14 protein-coding genes and 1 pseudogene are annotated in these 17,109 nt (G+C 41.9%); 6 read left to right on the forward strand and 9 right to left on the reverse strand.

Annotated elements, in window-relative coordinates; genetic code table 11:
• Nucleotides 1–3: 3 nt before the first annotated feature.
• Complete coding sequence (locus FSB73_RS23855) at nucleotides 4–345, reverse strand: saccharopine dehydrogenase NADP-binding domain-containing protein (protein WP_225974411.1); 342 nt, start codon at nucleotides 343–345, stop codon at nucleotides 4–6.
• Nucleotides 346–612: 267 nt separating this feature from the next.
• Nucleotides 613–1,593 (reverse strand): GSCFA domain-containing protein, encoded by a 981-nt coding sequence (locus tag FSB73_RS02725; RefSeq protein WP_146780022.1) that lies wholly within the window; start codon nucleotides 1,591–1,593, stop codon nucleotides 613–615.
• A gap of 323 nt (nucleotides 1,594–1,916) precedes the next feature.
• Here FSB73_RS02725 and FSB73_RS02730 point away from each other — a divergent pair, with 323 nt between their 5' ends.
• Together FSB73_RS02730 and FSB73_RS02735 are read left to right on the forward strand one after the other, a co-directional pair.
• Complete coding sequence (locus FSB73_RS02730) at nucleotides 1,917–2,132, forward strand: hypothetical protein (protein ID WP_225974412.1); 216 nt, start codon at nucleotides 1,917–1,919, stop codon at nucleotides 2,130–2,132.
• Nucleotides 2,133–2,338: 206 nt separating this feature from the next.
• Nucleotides 2,339–2,641, forward strand: coding sequence for a DUF3861 domain-containing protein (locus FSB73_RS02735; RefSeq protein ID WP_146780024.1), 303 nt, complete (start codon nucleotides 2,339–2,341; stop codon nucleotides 2,639–2,641).
• A 126-nt stretch (nucleotides 2,642–2,767) separates the two neighbouring features.
• Here the strand turns inward: FSB73_RS02735 and FSB73_RS27905 are convergent, their stop codons facing one another.
• Together FSB73_RS27905 and FSB73_RS02740 are read right to left on the reverse strand one after the other, a co-directional pair.
• A complete protein-coding gene (locus FSB73_RS27905; protein ID WP_449371690.1) occupies nucleotides 2,768–3,424 on the reverse strand; it encodes a toprim domain-containing protein in 657 nt (218 codons plus the stop codon).
• Nucleotides 3,352–4,775 (reverse strand): annotated as a pseudogene (locus FSB73_RS02740) (ATP-binding protein). Before FSB73_RS02740 ends, FSB73_RS27905 begins: the two are co-directional and overlap by 73 nt.
• A gap of 266 nt (nucleotides 4,776–5,041) precedes the next feature.
• On the opposite strand from FSB73_RS02740, the gene FSB73_RS02745 reads away from it, so the two are divergent.
• Together FSB73_RS02745 and FSB73_RS02750 are read left to right on the forward strand one after the other, a co-directional pair.
• Entirely contained in the window at nucleotides 5,042–6,187 is a 1,146-nt protein-coding gene (locus FSB73_RS02745) for an arginase family protein (RefSeq protein WP_146780025.1), read from the forward strand.
• A gap of 126 nt (nucleotides 6,188–6,313) precedes the next feature.
• A complete protein-coding gene (locus FSB73_RS02750) occupies nucleotides 6,314–7,102 on the forward strand; it encodes a hypothetical protein (RefSeq protein ID WP_146780026.1) in 789 nt (262 codons plus the stop codon).
• Nucleotides 7,103–7,252: 150 nt separating this feature from the next.
• On the opposite strand, the gene FSB73_RS02755 is transcribed toward FSB73_RS02750, so the two are convergent.
• From FSB73_RS02755 to glgP (FSB73_RS23865), 4 genes are all read right to left on the reverse strand, one after another.
• Nucleotides 7,253–10,711: a hypothetical protein gene (locus FSB73_RS02755; RefSeq protein WP_146780027.1), complete on the reverse strand. Its 3,459-nt coding sequence runs from the start codon at nucleotides 10,709–10,711 to the stop codon at nucleotides 7,253–7,255.
• A gap of 219 nt (nucleotides 10,712–10,930) precedes the next feature.
• The gene (locus tag FSB73_RS02760; protein ID WP_146780028.1) at nucleotides 10,931–11,197 is read right to left on the reverse strand and encodes a GlsB/YeaQ/YmgE family stress response membrane protein; all 267 of its coding nucleotides are present in this window, start codon (nucleotides 11,195–11,197) and stop codon (nucleotides 10,931–10,933) included.
• Between the two features lie 311 nt (nucleotides 11,198–11,508).
• On the reverse strand, nucleotides 11,509–12,186 hold the full coding sequence (glgP, locus tag FSB73_RS23860; protein ID WP_225974752.1) for an alpha-glucan family phosphorylase: 678 nt from the start codon (nucleotides 12,184–12,186) through the stop codon (nucleotides 11,509–11,511).
• Nucleotides 12,183–13,157, reverse strand: a complete 975-nt coding sequence (gene glgP, locus FSB73_RS23865; protein ID WP_225974413.1) for an alpha-glucan family phosphorylase — start codon at nucleotides 13,155–13,157, stop codon at nucleotides 12,183–12,185. The genes glgP (FSB73_RS23860) and glgP (FSB73_RS23865) overlap by 4 nt, the downstream gene beginning before the upstream one ends.
• A gap of 234 nt (nucleotides 13,158–13,391) precedes the next feature.
• On the opposite strand from glgP (FSB73_RS23865), the gene FSB73_RS02770 reads away from it, so the two are divergent.
• On the forward strand, nucleotides 13,392–14,675 hold the full coding sequence (locus tag FSB73_RS02770; protein WP_225974414.1) for an Nramp family divalent metal transporter: 1,284 nt from the start codon (nucleotides 13,392–13,394) through the stop codon (nucleotides 14,673–14,675).
• 438 nt (nucleotides 14,676–15,113) lie between these two features.
• Here the strand turns inward: FSB73_RS02770 and FSB73_RS02775 are convergent, their stop codons facing one another.
• Nucleotides 15,114–16,664, reverse strand: a complete 1,551-nt coding sequence (locus FSB73_RS02775) for an Rne/Rng family ribonuclease (protein WP_146780029.1) — start codon at nucleotides 16,662–16,664, stop codon at nucleotides 15,114–15,116.
• 48 nt (nucleotides 16,665–16,712) lie between these two features.
• Between FSB73_RS02775 and FSB73_RS02780 the strand changes: the two genes are divergently transcribed.
• Nucleotides 16,713–16,997: a hypothetical protein gene (locus FSB73_RS02780; RefSeq protein ID WP_146780030.1), complete on the forward strand. Its 285-nt coding sequence runs from the start codon at nucleotides 16,713–16,715 to the stop codon at nucleotides 16,995–16,997.
• The last annotated feature ends 112 nt before the right edge of the window (nucleotides 16,998–17,109 follow it).

Consider the following 17,109-nt stretch of genomic DNA (forward strand, 5'->3'; position numbering starts at 1 on the left):
AACTCACTGCCGCCCCTGGGCCATTTGCCGAATGGCTTTTGTCGTGGCTACATCTTCCGTAAGATCAAAATAATGGGTATGGGTCTTTGCTGCTGCACTGGCTATTTTTACATTTAGAAAATAAGGACAGGCACTGAGCACCATATCAAAGGGCTCCATAAGCTTCGAGAGTGCATTTTCATCTTCTACATTGGCCTGGACAGTTTTTATCCCATCCATAGCTGCCATCTCTAATAAAGCAGGGTTTACATCCGATAAGGTAACATCGAACCGGTCATGCTGATGGAGCATAAAGGCTGCAGTAGCCCCGATTTTCCCTCCACCTATAATAATTACTTTGGTCATATTTTTAATATGGATTTATAGTATATTAAATAATGGATAGCTCCTAATGCTTAAGGCAAGGAGCTGGTCAAAAAAATATAAAACCCTGGGGCTATGGGATATGTGAACAGGTGCTTCTCAGAAAGGAGAGCCTGGATAATTGTATGTTAATTAGGAGGTTCACTTTTCAAATATAGTACAACAAAATCGTACTAACAAACAATCGTTTTAATATTAACAAACCTCCTTTAAATTATGACCGAGTTAATTGCTCCGGCTGGATAATCGCTATAAATCATCCTGGAAAAATGCCAATTCTTCACCCAAGGCTAAATAGGGATGGAGTTTTTGTAAGGCCTGGATCTGTTCGTACATTTTTTCTCTGAACTGCCGGTGGCGCATAGATCCAGGGTGAAATGGTTTATGCGCCCTGGCTATGCGGATTTTATCAAGCTGTTCAAGTAAATCCACTGTCTTTTCCTCCATATAAGTCTGCTGAAACTTCTCCAACACAAATTGAGTAGCTGCGTAATTAGGATGTACCAGGTCAATGTCATAGAACCGGTAATCTCTAAGCACATCCACCACCAGTTCATAGGCAGGAAAATAATACAGGCGGTCAAACTTATCTATCATATGATGCACCGCCTCGATGAGCCGGGCTTTACTGCGATTATTTTCTATGACGCCGTCTCTTATATGACGAACCGGAGAGATGGTAAAAATGACACGTAATTTTGGATTAAATCTAAAAAGCCGGTACAGCATACCATCAAGCGCGGTAACAATCTCCGCTATGGAATGCATATGTTTATTAAATAGCTGTGCCGGTGCCTTATGACAATTCGCGACCGTCTGGGCAGTAGAGACGAGTTGATAACTATTGGCTGAGCCCAGGGTAATAATCAACCAATCCGCTTTTTTTAAAAAGGAGGTTGCCTCGTTTTGGGCCAGGTTAATGCGATCAATCACCTCACTGGCATCTGGACCGGAAAACCGGCTATGGTGCGCCCAACTGTGATAGAGCTCCTGATGTAAATAAAGTTCTTCCGCTTTATATTGTCTGCCCTCCATATAGCTGATCAGACTAATACAAACACTGATCGGATCAAATAAAATGCCGCTTGGATTTTGTAGGATATTAAATTTAACCTCAGATAGTCTTTGACCAATATGTTCTGTAAAACAAGAGCCGGTCAATAGGATCTGCTGTCGGTAATCAATACCTGGGCGTACTTCGGGTATTTTGATGGGTATTAGGAACTGCATAGAGCAAAAATACTTATTTGGCGGGTCATACTTCCAACTTCGGCCTGGAATTTGGTGCGCTTTTCAGCACAAAATTTATTTTAAGCTAAAATTCAGAGAATATACGTAATTTTAGAAAAGGGAAGTCAATGGTACCAGTACCAAAAGTAAAAACACCCCTCACCTAACCATGTAATTTTTAACCTTTAATCATAAAACAAAAATTTACAAATGAAAAAATCAATCAGCATTTTCGTAATGGCACTTGCACTTTCTTTTGGATTTCAAAGCGCAATGGCTTCTGGGGGCCTGGCAAAAAAGCCATTCATGAGGCCAAAAAAGAATTGACAACGGCGCAGCAAGCCAGGCTCGATGAAATCATCACCAGAGTCAATGAAATTAAAGATATGGACAAGTCCAATCTGACACGTTCTGAGAAAAAAGAGCTGCGTTCTGAACTTAAAACCATGAAAACCGAAGCCCGTGCGATGGGTGGCGGGGTCTATCTTTCTGTAGGTGCGATCATCATCATTATCTTACTGCTGATCCTGATTCTGTAATAACCTGCGTATTTATTTGAGTTTTATTAGGGTTGCCCTATGTGGTCAACAATCCTAAAATAAAAAAGGGGTGAAATCATGATAAAAGATTTTGCCCCTTTTTACGTGATGGACCCATTTCATCAGGCGCAGTTATCGCATCATTTACCCGTTACTCAAAGTTTAATTCAGCTCCGGACAGGATTTTTATAAAAAACAAAACAGCCATGGCAATAAAAAAAACCAATATATATAAGGTCCAATTCCAGGAAGTTCAGTTAAAAGACAGTTCAACACCTGAAAACGCATTCGCATTTGAATTTGAAAACCACGATAACATTTTTGAAATTATCAGCAAAATACAGCAAAGCAATATGCTGGGCAATAAGGAGCTGGAAATGCAACTTATATTGGGCATCAAACTATTTGGCGATGTAATGCTACGGCACAAAGGCAATCCTTTATTTGAACCATTACAACCTGCTTTTATCGAATTTATGAAAGGGCTCAAAGCCAAAACGCAGCAGTAAAATAGGTTAGGAAAGCCTAAAATATGACAAGAAAAAAGGGTAATCTCATTTCTAGTTTTGACAAATAAAAAGCCCATTGTCAGGACAACAGGCTTTTTATTTATTATACCATCCAGTTAGATATGCTTAAATATCAATTCTGGCGTAAGTGGCGTTTTCCTCAATAAATGCTCTTCTTGGTGGTACGTCATCACCCATTAGCATGGAAAAGGTCTCATCTACGGCAGTCAGATTATCAATCGTCACCTGTTTTAAGGTTCTTCTGGCAGGATCCATTGTGGTTTCCCAAAGTTGATCTGCATTCATTTCACCCAGACCTTTATAGCGCTGAATATTTACGCTATCATCCTTTCCGCCACCCAGTTTAGTCACCAGCGCTTTACGTTGGTCTTCATTATAGGCATATTCTTGCTCTTTGCCTTTTTTCACCAGATATAAAGGCGGTTGTGCAATATATACATATCCTTGGGTTACCAGTTCTTTCATATAACGGAACACAAAGGTCAAAATAAGCGTGGCGATATGGCTACCGTCCACGTCAGCATCCGTCATAATAATCAGCTTATGATAGCGGAGCTTGGTCAGGTTAAGCGCCTTGGGATCTTCGGGTGTTCCAATTGTCACCCCCATAGCCGTGAAAATATTGCGGATTTCCTCATTCTCGTAGATCTTATGCTCCATGGCTTTTTCTACGTTTAGGATCTTACCTCTTAATGGCAAAATGGCCTGATAAGAACGGTCACGTCCTTGTTTGGCCGTACCACCAGCCGAATCCCCTTCCACCAGATACAACTCACATTTTTCTGCATTGCGTTCAGAACAGTCAGCCAGTTTACCAGGAAGACCGCTACCGCTGAGTACAGATTTACGCTGCACCATATCACGGGCTTTTTTGCAGCAACCCTGGCCTGTGCCGCCAGAATCACCTTCTGAATAATATTTTTGGCCTCTTTAGGGTTTTCCTCCAAATAAGCCTGCAGGGAACGCGCCACTGTTGTTTGAACAATCCCGCTGACCTCACTGTTCCCCAGTTTGGTCTTGGTTTGTCCTTCAAACTGCGGTTCAGGTACCTTTACAGAGATAATGGAAGAAAGGCCTTCCCTAAAATCATCCCCTTCAACCGTCACCTTAGCTTTTTCAAAGAGTCCTTCCTTATCCCCGTAACTCTTAAATACACGTGTCAGGGCTTGTCTGAAACCAGTAACGTGTGTCCTCCTTCAATGGTATTGATATTATTAACATAAGAGAAGATATGCTCCTTAAAATCATCATTATAGCTCATAGCTACCTCCACGGTAACATTGGAGCTTTCATCATATCCTTCTACATAAAGACTATTGGTAATAATGGGCGCACGCTTGGCGTGTTTGTCCAGGATTTCCAAAAACTCCACGATACCACCTTCACTGTAAAACTCTTTGGTATAATAAGCGCCGTTTTCATCTACTTCCCTTTTATCCGTAATTGTAATGCGGACTTTTCTGTTTAGATAAGCCAGCTCCCTGAGTCTGGATTCAAGTATATCTTTTTGGTAAACAGTGGTCTGGAAGATGGTATTATCCGGCCAGAAGTGAACATAGGTACCTGTTTTATCAGAAACACCGGTCTCCCTGACGGGCGCATCCGGGATCCCTTTATGGTAATCCTGTTCAAATATTTTGCCTTCTCTTTCCACCACAGCTTTTAAGTGGTTACTGAGTGCATTGACGCAACTAACCCCTACCCCGTGCAGACCGCCGGAAACCTTATAGGTATCTTTATCGAATTTACCCCCTGCATGCAACACGGTCATAACGATCTCCAGGGCGCTTTTCTTTTCTTTGGTATTAATGCCTGTAGGAATACCCCGGCCGTTATCTTGAACAGATATAGAATTATCTTCATGGATGGTCACGCCAATGGTATCACAATAACCAGCTAAAGCTTCGTCAATAGAGTTATCTACTACTTCATATACCAGGTGATGCAATCCTTTAACCCCCACATCGCCAATATACATGGCGGGTCTTTTTCTCACTGCCTCCAGGCCTTCTAAGACCTGAATACTGTCTGCTCCATAGGTTTTAGGTTGTTTTACATTGTCACTTTGCGGTTCATTTACACTTAGCTGATCCGGCGTATTTTCCTGACTCATATGATTGTTTAAAATTACGTTTTAGGCTTTTAAAAAAGTGTAGCGAAGTTACGGAATTTTAAGGGATTTTCCCCCTTTTAAAACACCTTATTCAGGCAAGTGGATCGGTAAAAAATGACATAAAAGTACTGTCTTTTTTCAATTTACAACTAATTGATTTAAAAGATCAATACATATTAATTTTATAATATTCAGTAAATTCATGGCTGCCTTGGTCAAAATGCATCATTTACCCTATTTTTGTCTCAAATTTTTACGCTTAACACATGTCATCATTTAACGAACAAACCATTATTGATTTTCTTGAACCAGTACATCTTTTTGAGCTTTCCCAGGACGAAGGATTTAAAAAATCCCAGATTGGCTATTACATTGATAGCTATGAGGATAATTTCCCCGATCTTTCAGAAGCAGATTTAATTATTCTGGGCATCGGTGAGTATAGAGGCAAAGGATTTCCCAACAGAGGCACCCCATCAGCCGATAATTTCAGAACAGAATTCTACCAGCTTTATCAATGGCATAAAGGCGTCAAAATTGCAGATATCGGCAATATCATCATTGGCAAAAACATCGCGGATTCTTATGCTGCGCTGAAAATCGTCTTATCGGAACTGCTGCTACTGGAAAAGGCAAAAATACTGATCATCGGCGGTTCTCACGACCTGACCACTGCCCAATGCGATGCTTATGCCCAACTGGACCGCACCTTTGACCTTTGTTGCATTGATGCAAAAATGGATATGGATGCAGAGGCCCCCGCACCCGCTGACAGGTTTTTATTGGATATGTTTACCAAAACACCCAATTACCTGAATCATTATAACCATCTGGCCTTCCAGAGCTATTTTGTACATCCTGAAATGCTGGAAGTCATCGATCGATTGCGTTTTGACTGTGTCCGGGTGGGCAGGGTAAAAGAAAAAATAGAAGAAGTCGAGCCGCCTATCCGCAACTCGGACATTATCAGCCTGGACATCTCTTGTATTGAGAGTGGTCACGCCCCCGCTAATTTAATGACACCCAATGGTCTTAGTGGCGAAGAGGCCTGCCGCTTAATGCAATTTGCCGGGATGAGTAGCAAGGTTAGTAGTATTGGATTGTATAATTACCAACAACATTTAGACAGGAATTCACAGACAGCCAAGCAGTTAAGTCATCTTGCCTGGTATCTGGTGGATGGGCTGCAGCAAGGCAAGCAGGAGGCAGATCCGACCACCAAGCAAAATTTCAATGAATTTCACCTGGCTTTTGCTGAAATGGAGACCACTTTTTTGCAGAGTAAAAAGACCGGCCGCTGGTGGATGACCCTGCCTGACGGTCAGCTGCTACCCTGCAGCTATACTGATTATATACTGGCTACCCAAAATGAAATCCCCGAAAGATGGCTTAGAGCCATTGAACGGAGTTAATTGTTTGCTGCTGGCCAGCTTTGGGCAACAAAAAGCGTGCTTTTAAAAATAAAAAGGGCTGTTTACCGTTAATTAAAAACAGGTGAACAGCCCCTTTTTATTAATTAAGCAACTAATCCATTTATCTTGAAAACGCATACCACTAACAAGAGCCGCTTCCGGTTATTCAACATCTGTATAAGCCTACTACTGTTAACCTCTATATGGGGGCTTAGTTCCTGTTCAAAAGCGGATCTGGAGGATTATGGCAAAACCCTTACACCATATAGTACTTACTTACCCACTGAAACTGGCAGTGTTTCCTACTATCATTTTGACTCCATCGTTGCGGCTCCTTTTGGCACGGCCATGGATACCGTCCACTACACAGCAAAAGACAGTATCGGGGTGGCTACTATTGAGGGAGCAGATACTACTTATCCGGTATACCGGTATTTGGCCGAAGGAACAAATGCCGGTATTAACGCGTCCTGGTCTTATTTATTAACTTACCGACTGGTATTTTCAGCCCATACGGCCGCTTTAATTGATGAACATAACCGGCGTTTTATCATTTTGACGGATCCGGTAAAGCAGGATTATAGCTGGGAGGGCAATCGCTATTTTAGCTCTGATCTGAATCCCGGCGATTTTTACTATGGCTGGCAATATACTTATGATCTGAGCATGGAAGGCAATCTGTTAACTGTGCATCAGATCGACCAGACCAATGGAAATCCGGGGGATTTTGACCCCAGTCTATACCAGGAAAAGCTCTTTGCCCAAATGGTCTTTGAAAAAGGGGTTGGTTTATACAGCCAAAAAGTTTCCCATATTACCTACCAAGCTAATCAAAATAATCCCAGTTCCTTTGGCTACTATGAACAGGATAGTTATGGCGTGGTTATTTCCAGGATTAGCGTAGCGAACAATTGAACCTGGACATCCTGATAAGATAAATGACAATAAACTGATGATCCCTAATCCCTGAAAACTTTGCGTACTACGGTAATCAATCATTGCCATGCCAGTAAAGTAATTAACTATTGCGAAAATTATTGCCGGTGTCGGTTCTATTTTTTTGTATTATAAGATCGCACGGATACTGGCTCTACCAATTTGAATCAGCTTAGCATCCCCGGATTTACGTCCCTCATATTGAAAGCTAAGTTCCAGACTATTCATCAGCCTTTTATTGAGTTCAATGACAAACCGGTAGTTTTTGCCAGGCAATAATCCTTCCAGCATATTATAACCAACCGTACTGGAAGGATCCCCTGTAAAATCAATATTGGTATATTGAAACCTGGCCGTTATGCTGGTTTGTTGTACGGCGTTATATTTACCTTCCATTTGCAAAGTGCTGTTAGTGGCTGACTCTGCGCCATATATCGCTTTATTTTTTATTTTTTCATATTCATAACCACCCATCAGTCGCCATTTGGTCCGGTTGGTATAGGTCAGCGTCGGGTTGCAACTCATGGAAGTCAGCTGGAAGTTCCTGGTGGCAAAGGCAGGTGTTGAAAGATTATGGGTTCCGAACTGTTGCTCCAAGGACAGGTTATAAGCAGGGGCAACCTGCCAGCGCCCTTTCAAATCCCAGGTCGTCACTTTTGTTGCCTCTGATCCATAGGTAAGTAGTGATTTATTATAATTAATCAGCCTTGTTAGGTCCAGTCCCCATTTACTGTCCATTTGCCCATAACTTAAGGTGTTGGTGAAGATATAATTAAAGTTCAAAAGCGCAGAATCCGCCACACCTGTTGCAAAGGGATTAAATACAGGACCTCCTTTCGCGTACTCTTTTTTGGCAGACTGTAAAGAAGAACGCAGTTGAACCTTACGAAGCGCTTTGCTTAGCCCAGTTACAGAATCCGAAAAGATCCTTCTTGGGTTTAATTGCACGCTGTAATTAAACTGTGTATAATCGGCCTGAATATATTCATTGGTAGGGGTATATATCTTAATAAAAGTGGCTTCATCTGAGAAGGCAGCTAGTTCAAACTCTGTGAGTTGTTTTATGCCATCTTTATTATAATCATTCCAGGTATACTGTCCCTGGCCTGGCGAGACTTCATAAAAGCTAAAATCCCTTTTTTGTTCCTGGCCGGCTCCTGTTTCATAGAGTGCATTACCTACCAAAAAGCCGGATTTACTACGGACATTATAACCAATACGGCCTAGAAAACTCTTATCTGGAGCGTCCCCAGTAGTCAAAGCTGGATCATCTACTACCAATTCCCTGTAAGTGGCCTTTACTTTGACCTGTTGGTAGCGGTTTTTAAGCAAACTCAGATCAAAACTCAGATTGCGACTGTGATCCGAGCCTAGCAGCCGACTGCCTACCGGCAACTTATTTTTCCTTTCAGTATAGGACAAGGACCAGTTATTCATCTGGCTGGGATCACTGTTCAGATAGGCAGTTAAGGTCTGATAAGCATAACTGGTGAGTTGCATAGAATCCGTTAGATTGTCCTGAATCTGATTATGCTCCGCTTCATAACGGCCACCAAGGGTCAGGTTATGGAGTGCCTTTAGGCTTTTACTCACCTCAAGGGTTGGTTTCCAATAATATCCCCCTGCACTGGCCATGTGGATCTGTGTATAGGAGAGTTGTTCATTAAAATTCCAGCCACTTTGGCTATGATGTTGGTAATTCAGATCATGTTTGTATCCCTTATACCCGTCGCCGCGCAGGTAGGTCTGAAAACCATAAGCCAGATCTCCCATTTTTTGCTGGCTTAAGAGAAAATGTAGTGTCCCCAGCTGATCGCTTGTTGTCTCGGGTATTAAATCCAGCCCCCAGCTACGTGCAAACTCTACAGGCCTTAAAATTTCTACTGTCCGAAAGCCTGCAGACTGAAACTCAAACGAACCGGTTGTTTTTAACCGGTAAGGTGCTGATTTGTTTTTGCTTTTATCAAATTGGATATTTTTCTCAACCGTAAACTTGCCGGCATAACCAGTATTATCCTTATTGCCAAGATCAGAAAAAGTATTATCATCCGTATTACTGGTAGCAAGCTCCGTAGAAAGTAGCAGGCTGCTGTCTGGGTGGTAATCCACTTTGACGGACAGTAATTGTTGTTTTTTAGGCGTCGCTAAGAATTCTGCCGGTTCATAGTTGCCCTGAGGCACCCCTCCTACCGGAGCTACCCAGATAAATACCTTACCATTGGCGGCATTCATCAGCGGCACATAGTTTCCCTTTGACGGACCAACTTCCGCAAAATAAAGTTGATAGCGAGCGCTGTCTGGGTTAGTGGAATAGACAAAAATAGAATCATGCTGATTGCCATAAGTGGTATCGATCTTTTTATACATGATTTTATCCGTAGAAAAAGTATCTCTCTGGGCGAAGGGATAAAAGGCATTTTGGATACTATCCCCTATGGTTGCTAAAAATGCTCTTTTATCCTGATCCAAGGTTTGATTGATGGGCTGTGCTTTAGCATCCTGATTATTATAGGCAGAGACGGTAACGGTAAATTTGTCTGAAAAATCCGTTTTATTTTGTGCATACAACATGGTATTCAGATAATTTCTGTCGGCATATTCAAAACTTACCTGAATCCTGCTATCCTGGGTAATCATATGTTTTGGGGTAAAAGTGATCTCGGCCTGATTATAATCAATGGTATAATCCTGATCTTCCCCCCTGGTAAGTAAGGCGCCATCCAAATATACTTTTTCTGTACCGGCCAGTACCACAAAATAAAGCTCATTATTATTTCCCTGTAGCCGGTATGGCCCTTGATTGCCTTCCGTAACGGCTAGTACATTGCGTGCGAACTTGCCCTTGGCAATGGCACCACTAATGGTTGTGCTGGTTTTGATATTTTGTCCCAGTTGTAAATCCTGACGGTAGCTGGCCCCCTGCAATCTTTTGTAAAAGTTGACATAATAGGATCCACTGGTTCTAAGATCAATATCCCCCAGATTGATTTCCCAGTTTTTTTTACTGAACTGTAGCAGGATCTTATCAAATTCATTGAGCTGTTGGGTTGTGCCATCTGGTTGTATGGGAATATTGTCATCCGTGAGCGCCGCACTTAAATGAATGCTGTCCCCGATATAACCATTCATCTGGAGATTAAATTCGGAATTAAATACTGCATTCTGGTTATTGCCAATACTCATGGATCTGCCAAAGCTTCCGTTATAATCAATTTTCCCAAATTTAAATAGCGCGTTCTCACCTGGATTATTACTGGCAATTACCTGTGGCCTGATAACGGTCGCCTGTGTAGTATCCAACTGATATCTCGCTGTTTGCTTTTCCAGTAAAAAGGGAAAGACCCGGTATTGGATAAGCATACTATCCTCAGCAAATACAGCGCCCGCTATCCAATTAAAGGTGGCAGCCGCTGCATCCAAATGATAACTGGTTGGGGGCGCATTAATGATCAGGCTACCTGGTATTATACTTAGACTATCCAGTACGATAGCGCTGCTTCCGACCAAATGTCCTGTAGGGATTTTTTTTTGCCGTAAATTACTAGTCTGCTGCGCATGCAACAAGACAGGCAGGATTAGTACGAGCATTATAAAGACTCGTAAGAAAACATATTTATGCTGTGAACTGCGCATCAACGAATCAATAACGCAAAAACCCCCTGCTTTATTTAACAAACGGCAATTAATTCCAGCAGTTGAATCCTATGGAGCGTTTATTGCTGTCCGCCTAAAAAAAATCCCTTTTCCAGTACTGTCGGTAAGAACCGAGCAGCGCTAGAAAAGGGCCTAAATTGTACATACCTTTTTTTAGGTATTGGGAGATTTACGCTTGATCATGCCATAAATCCACAGCAGAATAATAGCTCCAATAACTGCTAGTGCAAAACTCTTAAAGTTCCAGCCATTGACATCTCCCCAGCCCAGCAAAGAAGAGCCAATCCAGCCGCCAACGACACTACCTAAAATACCAATAATGATGGTCACGATCCAACCTCCAGGATCCTTACCGGGATGGAGGGCCTTGGCGATCACTCCCGCAATCAAACCAAATAAAAGCCATGAAATTATACCCATAATTATAAGATTTTGTTGTTAAGCTACCTTAAAAATCATACCAATTGTTAAGCGGCATAACACATAACACTTATCTATTATTCTTTAATAAATAATATTCAAAGCGTTAAACATTTTAGTGCATGAATATCTAATGGATTTCCATATGAAGCATTTATGATATCCCGTAACGAAAAGCAAAAATCGTAGGGAAAATGCCAGGTTGGGGTTTAAAATTTCACCCAAAAGAGCAACTTTCCGCTTATTTCTTCCGGGAAAGTTGCTCTTTTGGATGGCCATGGTCAATTGTGCATTTAAATGTTCATAAGTGACTAATATAGCTGCTCATAGTATTCATGCGTCATTCGGTTACTATCAAACTGGTACCTGACATCGCGCATGGCATTTTTCATGATTTGCCGCCAGGTATCATACTCATCATAATAGGTGGGTAGAATCTGATTTTCCAGGATGGCATACAACTGATTTAGATCATACTCATCCTGCTGATGTGGCTGCATGTGGTGATAATCAGCAGCAGGTACCACAAAACCATTGTGTCCGTGATTGATAAATTCCGGGATCCAGCCGTCATGGGTAGAGAAATTTACCCCACCATTCATCGCAGCAGTCATACCACTCGTACCGGAAGCCTCTCTGGGGACTCTTGGATTATTAAGCCAGATATCGGCAGCTTGCTTTAAGCGTTTGCTAAGTGTCAGTTCATAACCCACCAGCACGGCCACATTTTTATATTTTTTGCTCTCATTGACTAATCTGTCAAAAGTTCCGATGGCTGCATAATCCATCGGATAGGGCTTGCCGGCAAAAATAATTTGGACCGGATAGCGGGTATTTTCAATGAGTTTTAAGAAACGCTGCTGATCCTGCAATAGAAAATCTGCTCTTTTGTATCCTGCAAATCTTCTGGCCCATACAATGGTCAGTATTTTGGGATCAAAGATCTTTCCTGTCTGATCAGCAACCAGCTCAAAAGCTCTTTTCTTCAGGTATTTTTTCTATCATCCAGTAGATAGTCCTCTCCCTGATTGAAAAATCGATAGAGTTGTTTATCCGCCCAATATGTCCAGTTCTGGGCATTGGTAATGGAAATAATCTTGCAAGTGCCTGGATAATGTCCCCACATTTCGCTAGCCACACGTCCATGGAGCTGAGAAACGCCATTGGCCAACCGGGCATACCTGAGTGCCACTAAGGAGTGATCAAACTGATCCCCCTCAATACCAGTCAGGCTGCGAACCTCCTCCAAGGATAACCCGCAGAAATACGACATCTTCTCACAAAGGTAAATGCTATGTTTTTCATTGCCCGCCTCCTCAGGTGTATGGGTGGTAAAGACCAGTTTTTCCTTTACCGCTTCCTTACTGCCCAATTTGTTTTGCAGGTAAAATGCGGCAGGTAAGCCGTGCGCTTCATTTAAATGGTAGACCTCTGCATCATAATCCAAAATATCCAGCAATTTGGCACCACCGATACCAAGTAAGATATACTGCGCCACTTTGGTGGCCTCATTGGCATCATAAAGCCGGTGGGTAATGGTTTGACTGACATAGTCATTTTCCGGCAAATCTGTGCTTAACAGAAAAAGCGGCGCTGTTTTAAAGACTTCTGGTGCGAGATAGAGCACCTTGACCCAGACATCTGCATCATGAATTTTAATCGTATAACGAATGCCGGTATCCTCTAAAAAGCTGTAATGCTTTTCCGACCAATGCGCATGCATGGTTTGATCCTGATGGCGCAATTGATCATAATAGCCAAACTTCCACAAAATACCAATGCCCACCAGGTGCTGGCTAAGTTCATAGGCACTGCGCAGATGGGAGCCTGCTAAAAACCCCAGTCCGCCACTATATATTTTTAAGGGTTGGTGGATGGCAAACTCCATGGAGAAATAGGCCACCCGTTTACTATATTTTTCACTAATGGGATAAAATGATCCTAATTTGAAATTACTCATGTAGGTTAATCAAAAAAGCTTTGCTTGGTTATCAATACGGGTCGAAGGTAATGAAAAATCATCGGTGTTGCCTGCATAAAAAATCTAATTTATGGACAGCTTACCTGAAATTTCACAAACGAACAAGCATTAATTAACCAATACGAATAAATAAATTAGGCTCCCCAAATTTATTTACTTATTTTGTATATCGTTAAATAAAAAATCCAGGCACACCTTTCATAGGCATGCATTATGAAACATCGAGTTATCCAAAATACATCACCCGTAAAACCCAGTCACAAATCCTTAAGTGATGTTCACCAATCTATTGATACGACAAGAGGCCGTTCCAGGGGCTTTAAAAAGATTCTGGCCTTTCTGGGGCCAGCCTATCTGGTAAGTGTCGGTTATATGGATCCAGGTAACTGGGCAACTGATCTTCAAGGCGGTGCGCAATTTGGTTATAAGCTGATCTGGATTTTGCTACTTTCTAATCTGATTGCGCTGTTGCTCCAGAATATGTGCGCGCGTCTGGGGGTCGTACGTCAACAGGATCTGGCTCAGGCCAACAGAGAGACCTACCCAAAGGCAGTTAATTTTTGCCTGTATATACTAGCTGAGCTTGCCATTGCAGCCTGTGATTTGGCTGAAGTACTGGGTATGGCCATTGGGATCAATTTATTAACCGGTCTGCCGATTTTATGGGGTGTACTGATTACTGTTATGGATACTTTTTTGTTGTTTTATCTCCAACGCCTGGGCATGCGTAGAATGGAACAATTTATTATTGGTCTGATTGCCATTACCGGCTTTTCATTTCTGGCGGTACTATTAATGGCCAAACCTGATATGAGCGATGTGGTAACAGGCTTTATTCCCACATCTTTAAATCAGGCGGAATTATATATAGCCATTGGCATCATTGGGGCGACTGTTATGCCGCACAATTTATACCTGCATTCTGCACTAGTGCAGACGCGAAAAATAAAAAGAACAGAAAAAGGTATTAAACAGGCGCTAAAATTCAACGCCATGGATAGTACCATTGCTTTGAACCTGGCCTTTCTTGTCAATGCAGCCATTTTAATTATGGCGGCCAGCGTGTTTTTTACCACAGGTAATACAACTGTTGCCAATCTGGAGGATGCTCACCGGATGCTGGAACCCTTACTCGGCTCTAAATTAGCACCGACCCTGTTTGCGATCGCCCTTATCGCTGCCGGTCAAAGTTCTACCATTACCGGAACACTCGCCGGACAGATTGTGATGGAAGGTTATCTGAACCTCCATTTAAATCCTTTACTCAGAAGGTTGATTACAAGACTTATTGCGATTATACCTGCGGTAAGTGTTATTCTCATTTACGGAGACGCCGAGCTCGATAAGCTCCTTATATTTAGCCAGGTGATTTTAAGTCTGCAATTAGCATTCGCTATTATTCCTTTGATTCATTTGTCAGTGACCGTTACCAGATGGGCAAATTTGCCATTAAACTGCGCACACAGATTCTTGGCTGGCTCATCTCATTGTTATTAATTTATCTTAATTTACAAATGGTTTACGGGGAAATCAGTGACCTTTTTCAAAGAAATGGTGATCTCTTTTGGAAGATCATTGCCATCGCTGGTTGCGTGGGATATATCGCATTATTACTGGCCACCTTCTGGTATCCTTTGCGGGATAGAAAAAACAAGAGGCTGGCAATTACTCGCCAACCTCCTACTTACTAACTCATTAAAATCTGCTGCTAAGTTAGGGGTTTGCCTCAAATTCTAAAAATAAATTTCTCGGTAGACGCATAAAAAGAGCCACCCTTAGAAGGTGGCTCTTTTTGTTTAAACAACAGTTATAAATAATTATTAATCAGTATTTTATAATATTTCAATTATATTTTTTATGTATATATAATGGAAGTTTTGCGATGCCTTTCAAGGACTGATTGCCAATAAATTACCCCGCAGGCTGTCTACCGTTTTAAATTTTTATTTCTTCCATTTCCTGGTTATAAAATTTAACGTCAATAAAGTTCAGATTATTATTTTCTGTAATATTAATCGGTACTTTGAATTTCTTTTTCCATTGCTTTTTAATGGAATTAAACCAGCCTTTTGTCAGGTGAGAATAGACAATTGGATGCACCTCAAGGGTTATATTTTTATGCAAATGCGTGATCAGATAACCCAGCTTATTCTCAATCTCATCAATCAATAAGAAAGTGGAAGTAACTTTGCCTGTCCCATGGCAGGTGGGGCAGACCTCTGCAGTATTAATATTGATTTCCGGGCGCATCCTTTGGCGGGTCAGTTGCATAACCCCAAATTTGGAAATGGGCACCAGTGCGTGGCGGGCACGATCATTTTTCATCTGGTCATTCATGGCCTCCTGCACCTTTTTGCGATTTTCAGGACTTTTCATATCGATAAAGTCAACGACTATGATACCGCCTATATCGCGCAGCCTTAATTGACGGGCGATTTCCTCTGCCGCTTCCAGATTGGTCGCTAACGCATTCTCTTCCTGACTGTTACTAATGCTCTTGTAACCACTATTCACGTCAATGACATGCATGGCTTCTGTATGCTCAATGATCAGGTAAGCCCCGCTGGGCAAATTGATGGTTTTGCCAAAGGAAGCCTTGATTTGTTTTGTAATTCCATAAGAATCAAACACATTTTGTGGTTCCTGATAGAATTTGACAATATCCGCCTTAGCCGGCGCAATTTTTTTGATGTATTTAAGGGTATCCTCATATAGTTCCTTATCGTTTACGACAATCTTATTGAAGTCCTTGGTCAATAAATCCCTTAAAATACTGGTCGTTTTGTTCTCTTCTGACAATACCTTTGTCGGGGTTTTAGCAGTACGCAAACTAAGCTGTATTTCTTTCCAGCTTTCCAGTAGGCTGCGCAGATCTTCATGTAATTCAGCAGTATTCTTTCCTTCTGCTGCCGTGCGTACGATTACGCCAATATTATTGGGTTTGATGGATTCTACAATTTTGTGCAATCTTTTACGCTCATCAGCAGAATGTATCTTTTTAGAAACCGCCACCACATTATTAAAGGGGGTTACGACGATAAACCGACCAGGAAGGGATATTTCACAACTAAGCCTGGGCCCTTTGGAGGCAATCGGCTCTTTTAGGATCTGCACCAATAGGTTGGGGCGTCCATTCAATACTTCAGTCACCTTACCGGTTTTGATAATCTCCGGTTCTACGTTAAACTTATAGAAATCAAACCCTCCGGGGCTTTTATCATGTTGTGCCTTTTGGGTAAACTTAATCAGGCTTTTAATATAGGGGCTCAGATCCGTATAATGCAAAAAGGCATCTTTCTCATGCCCTACGTCTACAAAGGCTGCATTTAAGCTAGGCATCAGTTTTTTAACCTTAGCAAAAAACAGATCACCGACCGAAAAACCCGCTTCAGCCTGCTCACTGTGCAGTTCGACGAGTTTTTTATTTTCAAGTAATGCCAGCTCAACACCTTTCTGTGTGCTCCTGACAATCAATTCTTTATCCACAAATATCTTTTTTTAGGTGATTCTTCCTGAAGGGATTTTGGCTGGACCATGGGGAAAAATCCCCCTGTTGCCTGTGCCTATGTTAACCCTAAGGAAGATAAAATACCACAACGATTGCAAATTCTACTAAGTGATTTTGGCTATTGTTTCTATATGATAAAACTTAAGGTGGGCAGCAGGCAGATTGCCACCAACGATCATTTGTTTATGCCAAAACACACGGAATCAACCGTTATGGAAAGTAAAGCCGCTCGTTTGATTTATAAGCGTATTTACAACGGATATGCATTGCAGAAACCGTCAGCGTCAGTAAGTATTATGGAAGGGCTATAATACTGACAAAGCCAGGTCAACAAATGCATGGGCTGACATGGTTTTCCTTTGGGTAAAGGAGCGGTGGCGATACCTCAACGTCCGGGCATAAAAATGCACCTACCACTAAGCC

It is taken from the genome of Arachidicoccus ginsenosidivorans (assembly GCF_007971385.1).
Taxonomy (GTDB): Bacteria; Bacteroidota; Bacteroidia; order Chitinophagales; family Chitinophagaceae; genus Arachidicoccus; species Arachidicoccus ginsenosidivorans.